Annotated in this window: 15 protein-coding genes; 2 read left to right on the top strand and 13 right to left on the bottom strand. The window is 42.7% G+C overall.

Annotated features, from left to right (window positions below; genetic code table 11):
- Positions 1-9 precede the first annotated feature (9 nt).
- Positions 10-1,332 (top strand): MFS transporter, encoded by a 1,323-nt coding sequence (locus ACTS9Y_RS16145; RefSeq protein WP_442586979.1) that lies wholly within the window; start codon positions 10-12, stop codon positions 1,330-1,332.
- A 257-nt stretch (positions 1,333-1,589) separates the two neighbouring features.
- On the opposite strand, the gene ACTS9Y_RS16140 is transcribed toward ACTS9Y_RS16145, so the two are convergent.
- The 9 genes from ACTS9Y_RS16140 to ACTS9Y_RS16100 form a co-directional block, all read right to left on the bottom strand.
- Positions 1,590-1,694 (bottom strand): YHYH domain-containing protein, encoded by a 105-nt coding sequence (locus ACTS9Y_RS16140; RefSeq protein ID WP_442586984.1) that lies wholly within the window; start codon positions 1,692-1,694, stop codon positions 1,590-1,592.
- A gap of 204 nt (positions 1,695-1,898) precedes the next feature.
- On the bottom strand, positions 1,899-2,798 hold the full coding sequence (locus ACTS9Y_RS16135; protein ID WP_442586978.1) for a DUF1259 domain-containing protein: 900 nt from the start codon (positions 2,796-2,798) through the stop codon (positions 1,899-1,901).
- A 14-nt stretch (positions 2,799-2,812) separates the two neighbouring features.
- The gene (gene chrA, locus ACTS9Y_RS16130; protein ID WP_442586977.1) at positions 2,813-4,159 is read right to left on the bottom strand and encodes a chromate efflux transporter; all 1,347 of its coding nucleotides are present in this window, start codon (positions 4,157-4,159) and stop codon (positions 2,813-2,815) included.
- A 140-nt stretch (positions 4,160-4,299) separates the two neighbouring features.
- Complete coding sequence (locus tag ACTS9Y_RS16125; RefSeq protein WP_442586887.1) at positions 4,300-5,616, bottom strand: hemolysin family protein; 1,317 nt, start codon at positions 5,614-5,616, stop codon at positions 4,300-4,302.
- 281 nt (positions 5,617-5,897) lie between these two features.
- Positions 5,898-6,995 carry an SAVED domain-containing protein gene (locus tag ACTS9Y_RS16120; protein ID WP_442586886.1) on the bottom strand — a complete coding sequence of 366 codons (1,098 nt, stop codon included), beginning with the start codon at positions 6,993-6,995 and terminating at the stop codon, positions 5,898-5,900.
- Positions 6,992-7,486 carry a Mov34/MPN/PAD-1 family protein gene (locus tag ACTS9Y_RS16115; protein ID WP_442583966.1) on the bottom strand — a complete coding sequence of 165 codons (495 nt, stop codon included), beginning with the start codon at positions 7,484-7,486 and terminating at the stop codon, positions 6,992-6,994. Before ACTS9Y_RS16115 ends, ACTS9Y_RS16120 begins: the two co-directional genes overlap by 4 nt.
- Positions 7,471-9,069: a ThiF family adenylyltransferase gene (locus tag ACTS9Y_RS16110; RefSeq protein ID WP_442583967.1), complete on the bottom strand. Its 1,599-nt coding sequence runs from the start codon at positions 9,067-9,069 to the stop codon at positions 7,471-7,473. The genes ACTS9Y_RS16115 and ACTS9Y_RS16110 overlap by 16 nt, the downstream gene beginning before the upstream one ends.
- On the bottom strand, positions 9,066-10,037 hold the full coding sequence (locus ACTS9Y_RS16105; protein ID WP_442583968.1) for a cyclic GMP-AMP synthase DncV-like nucleotidyltransferase: 972 nt from the start codon (positions 10,035-10,037) through the stop codon (positions 9,066-9,068). The genes ACTS9Y_RS16110 and ACTS9Y_RS16105 overlap by 4 nt, the downstream gene beginning before the upstream one ends.
- A gap of 222 nt (positions 10,038-10,259) precedes the next feature.
- Positions 10,260-10,766, bottom strand: coding sequence for an ATP-binding protein (locus ACTS9Y_RS16100; protein ID WP_442583969.1), 507 nt, complete (start codon positions 10,764-10,766; stop codon positions 10,260-10,262).
- A 32-nt stretch (positions 10,767-10,798) separates the two neighbouring features.
- On the opposite strand from ACTS9Y_RS16100, the gene ACTS9Y_RS16095 reads away from it, so the two are divergent.
- Positions 10,799-11,116 (top strand): hypothetical protein, encoded by a 318-nt coding sequence (locus tag ACTS9Y_RS16095; protein ID WP_442583970.1) that lies wholly within the window; start codon positions 10,799-10,801, stop codon positions 11,114-11,116.
- Positions 11,117-11,215: 99 nt separating this feature from the next.
- On the opposite strand, the gene ACTS9Y_RS16090 is transcribed toward ACTS9Y_RS16095, so the two are convergent.
- The 4 genes from ACTS9Y_RS16090 to ACTS9Y_RS16075 are packed head-to-tail and all read right to left on the bottom strand — an operon-like array spanning position 11,216 to position 16,556.
- Positions 11,216-11,668 (bottom strand): hypothetical protein, encoded by a 453-nt coding sequence (locus tag ACTS9Y_RS16090; protein ID WP_442583971.1) that lies wholly within the window; start codon positions 11,666-11,668, stop codon positions 11,216-11,218.
- Positions 11,661-13,781, bottom strand: a complete 2,121-nt coding sequence (locus tag ACTS9Y_RS16085; RefSeq protein WP_442583972.1) for a hypothetical protein — start codon at positions 13,779-13,781, stop codon at positions 11,661-11,663. Before ACTS9Y_RS16085 ends, ACTS9Y_RS16090 begins: the two co-directional genes overlap by 8 nt.
- Positions 13,778-15,307, bottom strand: coding sequence for a site-specific integrase (locus tag ACTS9Y_RS16080; protein WP_442583973.1), 1,530 nt, complete (start codon positions 15,305-15,307; stop codon positions 13,778-13,780). The genes ACTS9Y_RS16085 and ACTS9Y_RS16080 overlap by 4 nt, the downstream gene beginning before the upstream one ends.
- Entirely contained in the window at positions 15,291-16,556 is a 1,266-nt protein-coding gene (locus ACTS9Y_RS16075) for a site-specific integrase (protein ID WP_442583974.1), read from the bottom strand. The genes ACTS9Y_RS16080 and ACTS9Y_RS16075 overlap by 17 nt, the downstream gene beginning before the upstream one ends.
- Positions 16,557-16,686 lie beyond the last annotated feature (130 nt).

Raw genomic sequence — 16,686 nt, 5'->3', positions numbered from 1 at the left:
GAGATTTCGATGTTTTCAGTATTAGAAAATCGCACTTATCGACACCTGTTTCTAGCCCAAGTTGTTGCTTTACTGGGGACAGGGCTAGCTACAGTTGCACTTGGTTTCCTGGCTTTTGATTTGTCGGGAGGAAATGCTGGCGAAATACTTGGCACTGCCCTCGCCATTAAAATGGTCGCTTACATTTTGGTCGCTCCGATTGCTAGTGCAGTAGCAATCAATTTTCCAAGAAGAAAATTGTTAGTAACGCTTGATTTAATCAGAGCAGTGGTAGCGTTAGCGTTGCCATTCGTCACTCAAGCTTGGCAGGTATATGTGCTGATATTTGTTCTGCAATCAGCCTCTGCTGCCTTCACACCAATATTTCAGGCGACGATCCCTGATATTCTCCCGGAAGAAAAAGACTACATAAAAGCGTTGTCACTTTCCAGACTGGCTTACGACTTAGAGAGCGTCGCCAGCCCGATGATTGCGGCAGTACTTATAACAGTCGTCAGTTTTCATGGGATATTTGTTGGCACTACGATTGGATTCATTGCATCAGCGGCGCTCATCGTTTCTGTGATATTACCGAAGAACTTACCACTCATTCAACGTAGTATTTATGAAAGAACCACCAGAGGCATTCGAATCTATTTGTTAACTCCCCGGTTAAGAGGGTTGCTGGCTCTAAACTTGGTGGCGGCTTTCGCAAGTGCCATGGTAATTATCAATACAGTGGTGTTGGTGCAAGGCCAATTTAGATTAAGTCAAACATTCACCGCGATAGCGTTTGCTGTGTATGGGGCGGGTTCTATGTTATCTGCGGTATTAATCCCACGGTTACTCATTAATAAAACAGATAGAAGTGTCATGCTCACCGGAGCATGGATGATGAGCCTGTGCTTACCTTTTGGAGCGTTTGCTGATCAATATAATTTGATGCTACCAATGTGGTTTGTTTTAGGTGTCGGGTATTCATTAATGCAGACACCTTCAGGTCGATTGCTGCGACGTTCATCGCACGATGAAGATCGACCAAGTTTATTTGCAGCACAGTTTGCCCTGTCGCATTCATGTTGGCTAATTGCATATCCGATGGCAGGATGGCTTGGAAGTGGTGCTGGGTTACCCATGACATTCATCACCATGGGAGTTTTAGCGGGAGTAGCCACCCTGGCAAGTATTATGTTCTGGCCCAGACAAGATTTAGAAGTGATTCCTCATCAGCACACTGAATTAGCATCGGATGACCCTCACATGCAACTAGTAAATGCTTCTGGAGTCCATGAGCATTTATATTTCATCGATGATATACATTCCGAATGGCCTAAAGAAATACAAAAGTTCTAATCATCAATAAAAAAGCGGCCAGCAAGGTGCTGAGCCGCTTTTCATCACTCGATAAGATCATTTGCTCCAGTGACCAAGAACCCATTGCCATTGATGAGTCCCGTAATCCCATCTCCAATGTGCTTTTACCCATTTAGTTTTTCCTAGTGGGCGCATCGTCTGCATATTCTGCATGCGATCTATGGGCTTAGGTGGTTTGGGTGGTTTTGGGCTTTTAATTTTAAAAGTAACCATCTACTCCTCCAGTCTCAGCCTATTCAATGACAATGATAATCGCCAGTTTTTCGATCATGATGACACCCATCTTTGTCAGTTCCCCCAGAATGCGCATGAGCAAAACTAGATCCAATGGTAAAGACCATAACTACTAAAGCAATAATTCCTTTCATAACCAACCCCCTTTAGGACTGTATTACATTAATGGAATCATTCACTAATCAATAGTAAATGCTTTTGAAGCATACTCCTTTCGGCATGAAGCTGCTGGAAAAGCTCAGTGGCTGGTGTATCCCTGTCCACCAGGCCTTCACTTTCAAAATATGATTACGTTAACGATGATTGAAAACTCATGGACTTTGAGTCTTCATCGCTTTTTGTATTGTTTTGGCTAAGTCGGCAGCTCGTCCTTTGCCCCAGTAATGCATGAACAGATAATGCGGCTCTTCATCAGTCATATGTTGATGAATAGCAACTACGTTAATTCCGCCCCCACGCATCGTTTTTAGAACACCTTGCATTTCATTAGGAAGCATCGCGAAATCACCATCTACAACGGCCTTGTCATCGGTGCCGGCAAAAGCCGCCCAAGTATTTACACCCATGGCATTCGCAATCGGTTTCCCGTGCATGGAAGATGCTCTACCGAATGAAATTTTGAACATGCCGTCTTTGCTTTCCCCCTTTTTTCCAAAAAGCTCTTCAAGTGGTGGGGCAGAAATTGTACTGATTGAGGGGATTTCACCGTCGAAGGACTTCTGTGGTTCAGGCTTTGCCTTCCTAATGGCATCAATCGTCTCGTAAACATGCTTTACACCATTGGCCAACGTAATTTCGTTTCCCATCCCGCCGATATGCATGAAATACACTTTGGGATTATCAAAGAAGAAGTGATTATGAAGCGCTGTCACTTCCAGCCCTGACTCGAATGCTGCACTCATAACCGGATTAACTTCATCTTCGAACAGAACAGTATCGCCCATCATCATAAGGTGATCCTGTCCCGAAGTGAACGCTGCCCAAGAGGTCAATCCCATAAAAGGTGGCATCTTCCAATTATCGACATTGACCTGAACATCCGTGCGAGGGCGAGATATCTTGAATACCTGTTCAGTTTCGGTGTACTGACCTTTTAAACCCGTAATTTTCTCGATTGAAGCTGTATCAAACGATGGCCCAGCAACGATTGCCGTAGAAGTGAGAATAGACATCGCGGTTGCGATAGCCAGTGTTTTAAGTCGTTGCATCATTTTCCTTTCACAAATCAAAAGCTAAGTTTCAACAACATGCCCAGTAGGCCTGATGCAAGAATCACGGCAATAACACCGACCTTAAATCTGAAGATCGCTATTAAAGACAGGACAGCGAAAACGAGGGAAGGCCAATCAATACCACTGCTAAAGCCTGTAGGCCAAAATACGTGATATGCAAAGAAAAATGCCAGATTAAGAATGACTCCGACAACCGCAGCTGTAATTGCAGTCAACGGCGCAGTGAACTTAAGGTTGCCATGCGTAGTTTCTATGAAAGGGCCGCCCATCAGGATGAATACAAAACTAGGGAGAAAAGTAAAGAAGGTTACGATGGAAGCAGCAACGAAAGCGGAACCAAATACGGCATTTACGCCAAACACCTGACTTATCCATCCCCCTACAAAGCCAACAAATGTTACAACCATGATCAATGGCCCAGGTGTGGTTTCTCCCAAGGCCAAACCGTCAATCATTTGGACCGGTGTTAGCCAGTTGTAGTGCTCCACCGCACCCTGATACACGTAAGGTAGAACGGCATAAGCCCCACCAAAGGTAAGTAGTGCTGCTTTTGTGAAAAACCAACCCATCTGTGTGAAAGCGGAATCCCAGCCATAAACAGTTGCCAATGCTGAAATTGTTACAGCCCATATTCCTAACCCTATTGCTAATACAAGTCCAAATTTTTGCCATGTGAATAAAGCATGTTCAGGAGTTGGCGTGTCATCATCGATCAACGCTTTGCCATATTCATGTTTGCTGGCGCTATGTCCGCCTCCGCCCTGGAAGTATTGAGGATGATATTTGCCACCTAGGTATCCAATAACACCAGCAGTGAGCACGATGATAGGAAATGGCACTTTGATGGCAAAGATTGCTATGAATGCAAGGGCAGCTATACCCCATAGCACTTTGTTCTTAAGTGCACGGGACCCTATTCGGTATGAAGCAAATAAAACAATGGCAACAACTGCAGGTTTGATCCCATATAGAATTCCTGCTACTGCAGGCAAAGAACCATATGCCATATATACAAAGGCTAGGCCAATAAGAATAAAAAATGAGGGCAAAACAAAAAGAACACCAGCAGCAATGCCTCCCCATGTCCGGTGCATGAGCCAGCCAATGTATGTAGCTAATTGTTGAGCCTCAGGGCCTGGAAGTAACATGCAGTAGTTGAGAGCATGCAGGAACCGTTTTTCAGATATCCAATGTTTTTTCTCAACCAGGTCATGGTGCATGATGGCGATTTGCCCTGCAGGACCTCCAAAACTGATAAAGCCCAACTTGAGCCAATACAGGAAAGCTTCTTTGAAGGAAATAGGGGTAGGAGAAGAGGTGTTTCTATTTGTCGCGTCCATAAGCTCTCATTTCGTGGGATGTCCCAAGATTTGAGCAGACCTTGGACGGAAATCGTCTTGAAACGGGGAGGCTGCTTAATCCCCATGCCTTCATTATAATTTTATTCTAGCGCCCATGACAATATCTAAAATATGCTTTATCAGTGAGTATTTGGTTGTGGCTGATGTTTAGGATAAATACGAACGAGCAAAACTTTAGGCCCAAGCATTTTCTTGACTACAACATCAAATTTCTCGAAAGGTATACGTTGCCCTTCTTCTGGTAGTTCAGCCAACTTCCACAAAATTAAACCAGCGACCGTATCAGCCTCTACCGATTCAATATCAATGCCTAAGGTACGCTCTAAAGTATTAATAGGCAAAGTTCCTTTGCCTAGAAGAGAACCATCATCAAGCTTTGTCCATTCACTTTGAGACTGGCGGAATTCATCTCGGATATCTCCTACCAACGCAGATAACAAATTATCTAATGTGATAAATCCAATTGGGGGATAGCCCTCATGACCAACTATTGTGAGGTGCGGAGCACCCTTTTGAAGGCGTCGGAACAGCTCATTTGCTGAGGTGTCTGGCCCAACGAGATTCACTGGCCTTAATATCTTATGTATAGCCTTAAAATCTGGATTTTTGCTGAAGGTAATAAACAAATCTTTGATATGCACTATCCCCTGAACTTGGCCCTCATTTGAGACTAGTGGATATCGGCTGTAACGATGTTGGGCAATACGCGCCATATGTGCTTTGAACGTATCGTCTTCCAATAACACCGCCGCTTCCTGGAATGGATGCATAAGATCAGAGACTTTAAGTTGCCGGAAATCAATTGCCTGCGCTAATACTTTCAATTCTGATGCGCTAAACTCAGCACTAGGACGAGAGCTCCTTAGAATGATCTTAAGCTCTTCAGGGGAGTAATGTGTATCGTGCCCTTCTTTGGGCTCTAATTTCAAAGCCTTAATGACCAGATTAGAACTTTTATTCAATACCCAGATGGCAGGAAACATAACCCAATAAAAAGTGAATAGGCCCGGAGAAGTCAACAAACCTATGCGCTCGGCCATACGAATGGCTAAGGACTTTGGCACTAATTCACCGACCACAATGTGTAAATATGAAATGGTGAAAAAAGCAGTGACGAAGGCAATTCCATGTATCCACTGTTGATTTGTTACCCCAATACTCACCAATGCAGGTTCAACTAAAGCAGCAAAAGCGGGCTCACCTACCCAGCCCAAACCTAACGAAGCTAACGTGATGCCCAATTGGCAAGCGGATAAATAAGCATCTAAATCACTATGTACCTTTGCCAGCATCCGGCCGCGCCATCCCAGATTCTTTGCAATGGCATTCACACGCGTGCTGCGCAATTTAACCAGGCTAAATTCAGCGGCTACAAAAAAACCATTTAAAAGCACGAGCAAGAATGCCCAGAAAACTAATAATAAATTACTACTCACGAATAATGCCTTTTAATTCCCTTGTCAGCTGAAATGCAATTTAAGGGATTTGTAGTTTATATCTAGAACAGGTGGAATACCAATTGAACTGCTGAGACTCAACTGATTGTATTTCAATGAATCAATTGATTGGATGAGTAGGAATGTAGCTTAAGTGCGATTAATTGCTTTTAATTCATCGCATATTTTTTTTTGGAGATCATCTAACTTTAGCTCTTCATTTGCGATTAGATACGATAAGGTTTTTCAAAATAACACCCCTCCACAATTTAAGTTCGACACTAGTTGGGTTGTACTAACTTTCCTTTTTTGGGGTCAATTTGTGTTCCGATTGATGCAATTTCTACACCCCAAGTGTATCGATTTGAGCTTCTGTCAAATTGATATACAGTGACTTCAGGGAGATTGCGTTGATCAAAATGTCTGCCTAACCTTATACAAATTGATGGCGAGGCAGCTAGCGCTAAATGCACCTTCTTAACTCCCCGATTTTTTAGTAACGCCATAACGCGCAAAAAACTTTCAACAATCTGTACTTGATCTGCTTCAGTCCATATGGAATTAGGTGTTGCAGTCGGATTCTCGATTTTAGCCACTTTGAGATTAGGCCATGTATTCGAAATGGTTGAATCCAAAACTGCAAAAGTAGCCGCCACTGCAACGACAACCTCAGTATCTTGACTGGAAATTCTGGGATCAATTTGCTCGTTAACTACAATCGATGGCTCATTCTGATCTAAAGTTTGCCATTCATCTTTCAGGCGTTCATATTCCCATACGTTAGGACTGAATTCATCATCCAGAATTACACCAAATAAAAATTGAAATGGGGTCGGGGCAACTGTACCTGCATGAATGGAAACATCGCCAGGATCTTTACCTGCTATGGCAGTTTCAATTCTGGAGTGTATGTTATTAACCTTGTCTAGGGCCTTTTCTAACTCTGAAGATGTGCCCGCAGTCACATGCTGGCCGATCTCGACCAGGACCTCATCTACCTGACCAATCATTGTCTTAGAGATTGAGGACTTTAAACTTTGATTGAGCGTTGCAGACAATCCGCGAAGCTCGATGATGATATTTTTCTTCCTAGCGTTATTACGTCGAAGAGTTACCCAATCTTTTATACCAATCCAAAAGCCACCAATCATTAATAGGGCTCCGAATACGCCTATGATATAGAGGACAATTTCAGAAGTGTCCGAAGTATTTATACCGACGGCTAAATGCCCATTGTTTATATAACGGTCATATTCAAAGATTAATTTATAACCACCAAAGGCAAGGACTTCTAATGCAACCCCACACTTCACGAGTGTTCCAGCAAAAGAAGGCCTAAAAAATTTGATTAAATCTACTATCAATAAAAAGTATTTCATATCGTTAAATACCCCACTAATTGAATTTCAAGATTTTTATTTCCTACCCACACACCAAATTTTTCCGTTCCTACAATGATCGAAAGTAAATTTGGAGATATCGAATTTGAAGTACTCAATATCTTTCTAAAATCTGCATTATCGACAGAGGATGGAGTGGGGATCTCTTCCGGGTGCGTATGCCAAATTCCTAAACAAGTACCTTTAGAGTTGGTATCTTTCCACCATCTATCAGCCTTTTTCTGATGGCCTTTACCTCTATAAAATGAGTATCGAGAGCGCTTATCGCCAAAGCATGGGACAGTACATAACTCAACTAATAAACCATGGCTGAATTGATCAATGTAGCCCAACAAAAGCCCGCCTGCTTCCTTTGAGTAGACTCGATTCTGCTTATAGCTTCTGAATTGATTAATCACTTTAGAGTCAATATTTCCTTTAACCTTATTGAACTCGAAGTAGGCCCTATCATTACTTATGTATTGCAGCATGGGCAGTTGCCTTCAAAAATATCAGTACTTGTAAAAACAAGCTTTGAATTTGCGCCCAGCGCATTTTTATAAACTTCAGACGTTTTAATATTATTCGTAATAGCATTATCTTCCGGACCGATCCAGCGGCTGTAACCAGTCCTTTGGGAAAGCACGAAATCCGTAATCAATTGAGCGCTTTTGAGGGCGTCCAAGCCAGAGTATGGTAAAAATCCTATGCATCCCATCAAGTTTTTTGTAATTTTCTGATTTGGCTCTAAATATGAGGTGCGAGATAAATTACCAGGTGCATTTCCGTCAACGATGTGAAGGCACTCCAGACATCCTTTCTCCTGAGCTGCCATCGATATTGCATGGCCACCGAGCCCCAAAGCCTCCACCCATCCGCATACGATTTGAAACGGCCACCCCTCATTTTTTGCGCGTTTTACAAGATAACGCTCCAAAATCATGTTGCCGGTAGTCAATATCAAACAGTCGATATCAGGCAGGCCAGAGGCAAAATAGCTTTCCAGACTCTCAGGAACCGGATGAATAGTAAGTTCAAGAAACCTCTGTTTTAGGTGTTCAGCTAAAGCACTTACTTTATTTTTACCTACATGTTGTTTGCCTAGTACATGCCTGTAAACATTGTCGTTGGTGAATATATCGCTATCAATCAAACAAAGGTTTGTGATTCCAGACATACACAACAACTCAGCTACTCTTGAACCGATTGCCCCGACTCCAGCAATAGCAACCCGAATATCTTTAATTTCAGTTCCACCACGCTGAGCATAGTAGTAGGGACTTAATTCTTTGACTGCATAAAAATTCAGTTGGGATATCTCAGAATTCTGACTTCTTACAAATGAGATGGCGAAATTTGAATAACCAAAGACATTGGCTACCCTGATTACTAATCCCCCGATTCTTTTTTTTGATAACTGCAAATCAGGATGATTATTTAAGAAAGATTTCAACCAGTTAATATCTGGCTTTGAGCCCATGGAGGGTATGCGTTCAATGCTAGTTTTAATGACATTGGCCGTATGAAAAGTTGCTTGCTTCCCAGCAGTTGCTTGACCTGAAGCGGTAATCGAAACTAGTGAATGCTCTTTCTTGCCTACATTCACATTGAAAAAGACTGAATCAGCTGATCCAAATCCACCTTCAATCATCCGATTGCCAGTAACAAATCTCTCGGATAAATAATCCTGAAGCTCATTGGCAAATGCCTGAAGTTTTTCAGATGCGGTTAGTTTATTGGCATCCTCAATAATTACTAGTGCGGATTTGACGACAAACTCAACTACACCATCCACATCATCGGGATTGAAAACTACACCTTGTCTATCGGAAATGCAGATGTTGCCACACGGTGAAATGTGAGGGTGCCCCCAGAAGTAATCTGGATTTCTAATGTAAATTGTAGGCAACTCAAACATCAAGTCACCCTTAAACGATATTTGTAATGGAAGTTCGTTGATTGAAAAATTAATCTTCAGTAAAGCACTCGTGGATTCTTCCACGCAGACATCTACTGCTTTTACGTTTGTCAAAGCAGTAGATGCTAGTGCTTCAAGAGGATGAGCTTTTTTCAAGCAGAACTCCCTGTGACAGTCACAGATCGCGGAGTATTAGACTTCGCAGCCTCTGCTTCAGGCACAGGGAATTCATCACCAAATTGTTTAGCTAGTTTTTTACAAGCTTTATGAGTGTCAGTCTCGCTTTGAGCTTCGTTTAAAACTGAAATTAAACATTCAAGTTTGTCTTGCAAGTTTTCTTTCTGAAGCTCTGTGAGTTTGGCTACCAAACTTGTAAATGGTGAAACCGGGAGGTGAATGTCGAACATACCCCAATCCAGTTTATTTTTCATCATTTCAGCTAAGTCTTTCAGAGCCAGTAAATCACGTGGTTTATTGTCATTAAAAACATCATGATTAGGGACAAAGTACTCGCCTGCAAATACGGTCAAAGCAATACTTGGAAGGTTAGAGTGACCAAGTTTAAGATCACGCCATCTTTTAAGGTATGAAATGACTCTGAGGAATTGCTTACGGTCATCACCGCTAAATCGCTCATATACCCAGTCGATTAGCTCTTTGGGAGCTGAATCTTCCCAGAGAATTTTGTCTTCGTCTGAGTTGGTTTTTCCCTTGGCGATGTAATAATCATTATCTTCTTTGCAATAAATTGCCAAGTCCACATGGAAATCTACCTCGCTGCCCTTCATATAGTTAACTCGAACGCATGGATATTTGATTTCCACTGAACGATTACCTTTGTTTAAAGCGAAGAACACCTCTTTTTTAATTTCAAGTGCTGTGTACTCAGTACTATCCATGTCGAACACGATACCAACATCGATATCGTAATTTCCGTCCAATGGCATAACACCAGTGCCCATGGCATAACTACCCTGATTGAAGTGAGTCCAGGTTGGGACTTCTTCCGAAAGGCCTGCACTAAGGGCCTCTAGCAGGATTGTGCGTTTCTCACGCAATCCTGCTTTTTCATCACTGATCTTAATTTCTTCGTAATACTCTTTGAACTGTTGCTGACAATACATTCACTTCCCCTTTACGATTGAGAGTTGTGCCTTGCAATGATTACAACATATAGTACTTTAAGTCGGCACATATTCTATATGTAGGGGTGCTTGTAGGAATTTCAAGCCTTCTTGTGATTTTTTTTATAATATTTATTTTGAATAATGTTTTGTAATTTAACTTATAGAAGTTATATACCCAAACTGCAATATTGGTGGCAATTTGGGTATGGGCGAACTAGGTTAGCGATCAGTCAACTTTTTCTTTGCACGCAATTTCCGCATAGACTCACCTTTCAAATGCAGAACATGCGATTGGTGTACCACGCGATCCAATATAGCGTCTGCTAGTGTTGGATCAGGAAACAAATCATGCCATTGCTCGAAGGGATATTGAGTTGTGAAGAGTAAAGAGCCTGAGCGCATTCTTTGATCGATAATATCCAATAGAACATGACCCACCGAGATATTTATCTGGCCATGTCCAAAATCATCAATAACTAATAATGCTGGTTTAATGAGTTTGGTTTTCAGGCTGGCTAATGACCCGTCAGCCAATGCTGTCGCAATATCTGAAAGCAGCTGATTACTACGTATGTATATCACCGATATGCCGAGCCTGCATGCTTGGGTTCCAATAGCAGTTCCTAGCCAGGTTTTACCTGTACCAGTCGCGCCGCGAATCGTTAAGTTTTGCTTTCGATGTACCCACTCACATGTCGCCAATGTTGAAATCAATGGCTTATCCAAGTCTCTACTAGGCCTGTCATCCAGATCCTCTAATGAACACCTTTCCGGAAGGGAGCATCACATATTCAGTTGAAAGTGAACTATTAAATATACGATTATTAAGTATCTGCCCTCCTGAAGCACAAAGACCGTATTTTCAAGAGGGATTTTTAGTTGGAAGTTTCCCAGCTTATCGTATGCAAAGACGTCCTAATTTAGATATTGGAGTTAGGCTCATAGCCAAATTTGAATTAAATAGCCTCAACTTTTGGGAAAAGAATTTTCATGCCATTCCAGTTGATGCCCTATTTCCAGAAGGGGACAAGCTTCAAGATATATGCTTGGAGCTAAAGTCTGAATATGGTCTATAAATAACTTAGTAAGAAAATTATTTAAACGAGAATTGCTTTATTAAATGTTTAATTCAAACTCGTATGTCAAATGCACTTTGTGACCTGGCTTTCTCGAAATTAGGATTTAATGCCCTTTGGTTTCTTCGTCCTGTCTCGGTTGATTAATGGTAGTGGCGTATTCAGGAAGTCCAGATCGAGCTGTCGTGTTGATGCGTTGTATGCCCATCGCACGAATTGCTCTAGTAGCGTATTGTTTTCACGGGTAAGACGAGCTATCTCCGCCTCTAGAAGTTTGATACGCTGGGCGGCAAGTTGAAGCTCAGGAGACTCGGTATTTTTACTCTTTCGCTCCTGACCAGTAAGTTCTTTTTTACGGGCTACAAACCCAGACCTGATGCGCTCATGATTGTTTAACGTCTGACGTGCATATGACAGGTGCAGCTGTATGGTGATAGCCTCTATGAATAATTTCCAGCTAAGCTTACCGCTCCAGCCATCAAGAATCTGAACGATGCGCTCGATTGTCGCATCATCCAGATTGGGTGCTCTAGAACTAGTTAATTTAGGCATGGTTATTCTCTATTTTAGTTGATTGGTTTTCTAGGTATTGCTTAAGCTCGTCCAGTGATTGGAAATTAATGCCGCATACCGAGCCGTGTTTTTCGAGGCGCAGCTCCATTGATTGAAGTATTCTGCTCGCCCCGTTGGGGCCTGCCAACACAATTCCAGCGCCATCGACGATTTCTGTATTTTCAAAGAAACCTATAATTTGTGTAGTGCGTTCAAGCACGCTTTCGTAACCAGACACCCACTTATCTGCTCCATATTCTTCCTCAGTCAACGCTTTATGGGCAATATCTAATAAGGTTTCCGTTTCCTTGTGCAAGAAACGTACCTTGTGCTCACACTCGCTGTCCCCTTTGATATAGACAGACTTTTCGCAATGGATATGATCGCCATGTAGCGGACAGGGCTCGCTTGCAAAGTTGTGGATGCAATAGCCGAGTTCGGTGGTGTGTGCCGATATGACCTTGATGCCTGGGAATTCTGCTCGTAACTTATACACACGCGTGTCGGTAGTAACTAGCTCGTTATCTTCCTGACTTTTGTCACCAATAGCTTTAGCGACCTTGGACACCAAGTCTGGCCCTAAGGCTTTACGAACTTTGTCAACCACGTCCCGATCCGACTCATGGTCATAGGCACGGTTTGTCGTCACTTTTCGACCCGAGAGTTTAGCAATTATCATTTCGTCTAGGCCACCAGCCTGCATCACAGTATTGCCGTAGTGCCGTAGCATATGTGTAGTTAGGTGAATCCTAGTACCATCAGGATTGCGAAGATTATGTTTCTCGAAGATATTTTGGATTTTGGAAGTGGTTTTTGCAGAAATCCGTGAATTTACTTGGGAATAATTAACAGGATGGATCATTCCAACATAAATAGCTCTACCAGACATTTCATTTAGTCTGGAAACACAGAGAGCTTCACTATATTTTAGGTTTTGGGTTATATCGAGGACAGGAAACCCGGCAGGGAGCAAAGAAAGAATTGCTTGTTCGACCTCTTGGAATCTCAACAGATTTGTCCTGCCGAATTTGCGTAAATTCAACTTCAGATAGTGGCAATAGGCAGTAATAGAGGTATGTTTGCCATCAAAAAGGATGGCATTCAGTTCATCATAAGATAGCCATTCCTGAGTACGGAAGTGCTCATGTTTGGACAATAGATATATCTGGTCGGGGTTCTCTTCATACCATTTCGCCACTACCCTCGCTTGATCAGTCATGGCAATCAGTTCATCGACCGCAACTTGGGCAACATCCTTCATAATAGGTAAAACATCTTTTACCAAAGGTGCGTTGTTCTTTGCAGGAAACCATCTTAGGCCCATCCGTTGCTTCTTCGAGCCGTCCTTCCAGACAATACAATTCTTGGGCAAGGTTAGCGTTTCTACGATACGGTCAGGTGAACATAACATCAAGTAGGTGATGTTGCCAATGAAACGTTCAGCAAAGCCTTGGCTGTGGTTTCTAATATGAGCAAGTGCTAAAAGCGCTTCGGGGGATGGCAGTCTTTTATTCCGGACCGCGTCAAACTCCTTATCGCTTCGGCGACGTTGTATCTCTGGCGACGGAACAAAGGTTGTCCATACTGTAGGGAGTGATACCAACCTTTGATCTACCATTTCCCTGTAGATTAAATCAAGCTGATTGCTTATGTAGTATGCGGATTCATAGTTTTCTACGATCTTCTGAGTTGCAAAATTTAACTCTTGAGGCGTAATACTCCAGGGATCAGAATTACCATTTAGGGTCCTTTGTGCATACTCCATGTACCTTAGGGCTGTGAGCTTGCTGTCAGCACTTCCGAGCCCTCTAGTTGAGTGTAAATGATTGAACATCGCTTTAGCAAAAGACAGGAAAGGTTCATTAAATGGCGTGCCTTGGTACTTTTTGCCAGTTGAAAGCTCATCTCCATACATATCTAGACGGGTGAAGTGCAACCTATTCTCAGACTTGGCCTTATTCTTAGGAAACATATGCCCAAATCCCCAGGCGTTACTTTCGAATGATTGGTCATAGCCTAATGGTTTTATAAGTCGGTTATTTTTAACAAATAGCTCGAGTGACGCTTTAGCATCAAGCTCTGAACGCGAAGGGATGATTAGAATATTGTTCATGGATGCTGTCTGTTGAGTTCTCTGCAACGTAAGATGATCTCGGCGCAAGCAAGGATTGCGCGATCATTGATACTGGCAATTCTAAGATCGGTGGTTTTGATTAATGCCTCGCGCCTGGCTAGCATAAAGGCCAGTGCCTCTTCATGAGGTCCATCTAGCCATGGCTCGAAGCGATTACAAGGGTAGCAGGCAATCGGTTTACAGAAATTGCAATCTCCATGTTGCCCGCAACTGCCCATCCCACTGCCACTTTGGTCCACACGAAAGTCGATTATCCGGCTCGAACGGTTTGGCTGGGAGGCTTCATCTTCACCGGAGATCAGCCGTCCCATAAACGCCTTGGCAAGAGGTGCCATGGCATACGCCGTTGCTGCATCAATTTTGTCCATTAGTCGCTGTGTTAAGGCGATGTACACCTGTGCGGTTGAATTTTGTGTGTGCCCGAGACAGCGTGCTATAACTTGAACCGGATGCCCTTCTTCCGCTAGACGAGTGCCGTAGGTATAGCGAAAACGACGAGCACTAACTTTCATAGCACTTTCTAGTCTCTCCGACGGGACAGCAAGACGATCAAACAATGCCATGATACGAGTTATGATGTCTTGGTTTGTAAAGTGAAACTCAAACCCTTTTGGGTCAGGATCTTTCTTAATTTCTAATGCTGGGAATAGCGGTGCTTGCCAAGGGTCAGGAAGTATGTCCTTGTACTGTTGCCACACTGACAACACGTACAAATAAAGGGGTTCTCCAAGATGCCGGCCAAGCAGGCATGGCATAAATTTGTCACGAGCGATAGTGTTCGTCTGTTTGGCAATCGGCATGTTTAGCCAGTAGTCAGCACCTTCAGATTCGGGTGTATGAAAATCTACCAGCTTAAGAGCCGCAAATTGGATTGGGCGTGCACCTAGCGCCATCAAAAGTTTAACTAGGAAATAATCGGCTTCGTTCCATTTGCCATCAGCATATGACTCGTTGGTTTGCTGGTCAATGGACTCGAATTCGAGATCAGTAAACGGCCCCTTCTTTGGGCACAGCGTTGAGACTGCAATCATATCGGGTGGGCGTTTAATCTTGATTTTGGCTAACAGGGGATTTAAATTAGGATCAATTCCCTGCACCCCCAAATTGCACCACTTGCGGAGCAACATCCTGCAACCCTGTGTGTACTTATATGCTGTTTTGCTACTCGCCATGAAGTTTTGGATGTCAACAACACTGATTGTGTTGATGAAATCTGATTTTTCAGAGACTATGAATCGAGTGAGTGCTATAAAAGAATGAAATTCTCGATAAATGGTATTGCTTGCCCTTATTCCCAATAGATTGATAAGGGTATATTTCAACCCAAAGATCAATGGCTCAGCTTGTGGCGGCAACAAGTCAAAGTTAAAGTTAGAGGTTGAAAGTTGATCTCTGATTCTCCAATGCTGAAGACGAGGATTGTATTCAATTCCAGACTTTGTGTGGGCAACCTCAGGAAGGTCATTTGGAAAGGTTGCGAGAAACTTTTTAGCGGCAGACTTCATTTTTTTCAACCATGGATATATTGTTCTGATATGTAATTTGTGCAGAATGAGCCCTGCGCATAGTCGAACGTTTTGTGTAGTAGTCTGGACTATTGCTGTTATCGCTCCACCCATTAAGGCGAATCATAGCTTTCCTTATTTCCACCTGGCTCATTCCAGCCTTATCAAGTGATTCATACAAATTGTCATTGAAGGTGTGCCTCAGGATGTGAGGAGTAAGAAAGTTTAGTAATGACGATGATTGCTGGAGAGGAACAAAAAGCTTGTTAACAGAACTGAGCGAGAGTTCCTGACCTTCTTCTGAAACAATTAGCATTGGTTTTTTTCGCGCCGCTTTGATTGCATAGCGCGTACCATTCACATACTCATAGATTCGCTGCGAAAGTGCTCGTGAAAGCGGAATTGGTCTGGCTTTAGTTTTTGCATTGGGTTCGTCTAGTCGACTATCGAGTTCATCGTCTGGTCGCCTAGCCACGTAGAGTTCATTGCTTTTTATATCGTTAATCCTCACGCCAAGCAATTCACCCCTTCGTAGGCCGAGTTCAATCATCATATGGACGATCAAAGCATTTCGCTCCTTGGAATGCGAAGTATCCCATGGGTTATTCAGGTGGTCTGGTTCAATGATTTCCATAAGGATTTTTTGTGATTCAGGAGTGAGTCCCATACGTTCTGGTTCTCCGCTGCGACCTCTAGACGAAGGAGTGCGCTCCTCAATTGCACTTAGTACAAGATCTCGCAATTCGATCATGTCGCTTCTGTTCGAACCTTGATGCATCCTCATAATCCGACTGTTTGCAAACCAAACAAGGTACTTGCGGATATAAATTAGTCGGATTGCCGAAGTCCCAGGTTCTACCTCGCCCATTGCTTTTTTTCTGGTTAGATTCAATCTTGCTTGTTCTAACGAAATCATCTTGCGTGGTTGACCAATAGGTTTATCTATTTCCCAGATTGCGTCCATTTCAAGTTTTGTTAATGCGACTAAGCGGTCGATTTCTCCATAAGTCAGAAATTCACCCTGCTCAAAGCGCCGATCTAAGTTAATGCTCTCTCTATCTAGCATTGTTTGTAGCACCATCACCCCACGAAGCGCTTGTTTAATTGTGTTAGAGGCGAGGTTGCGTCCACGCAATACAGAGATAGCAAATACCGTAGGCTCAAAGAGTGGTATTCCACTTGAATCTATGAGAAGCGGTAACCGCTCACCGGTTTGTAATCGAATAGATTTGATACGATATTGTTTCATTTGTGGACAATCTTATTAGTTGCTCAATAACAATACTAATGTTATTTCTAAAAAAAATGTCCATAAGTAAATTACCAATATATTTACTGGTTTAAATGATATATGTAGTCATTTACAGTGTAGTTCCGTA

It is taken from the genome of Methylophilus sp. (assembly GCF_052173275.1).
Classification (GTDB): domain Bacteria; phylum Pseudomonadota; class Gammaproteobacteria; order Burkholderiales; family Methylophilaceae; genus Methylophilus.
This window is presented reverse-complemented; position numbering and strand designations above follow the sequence as displayed.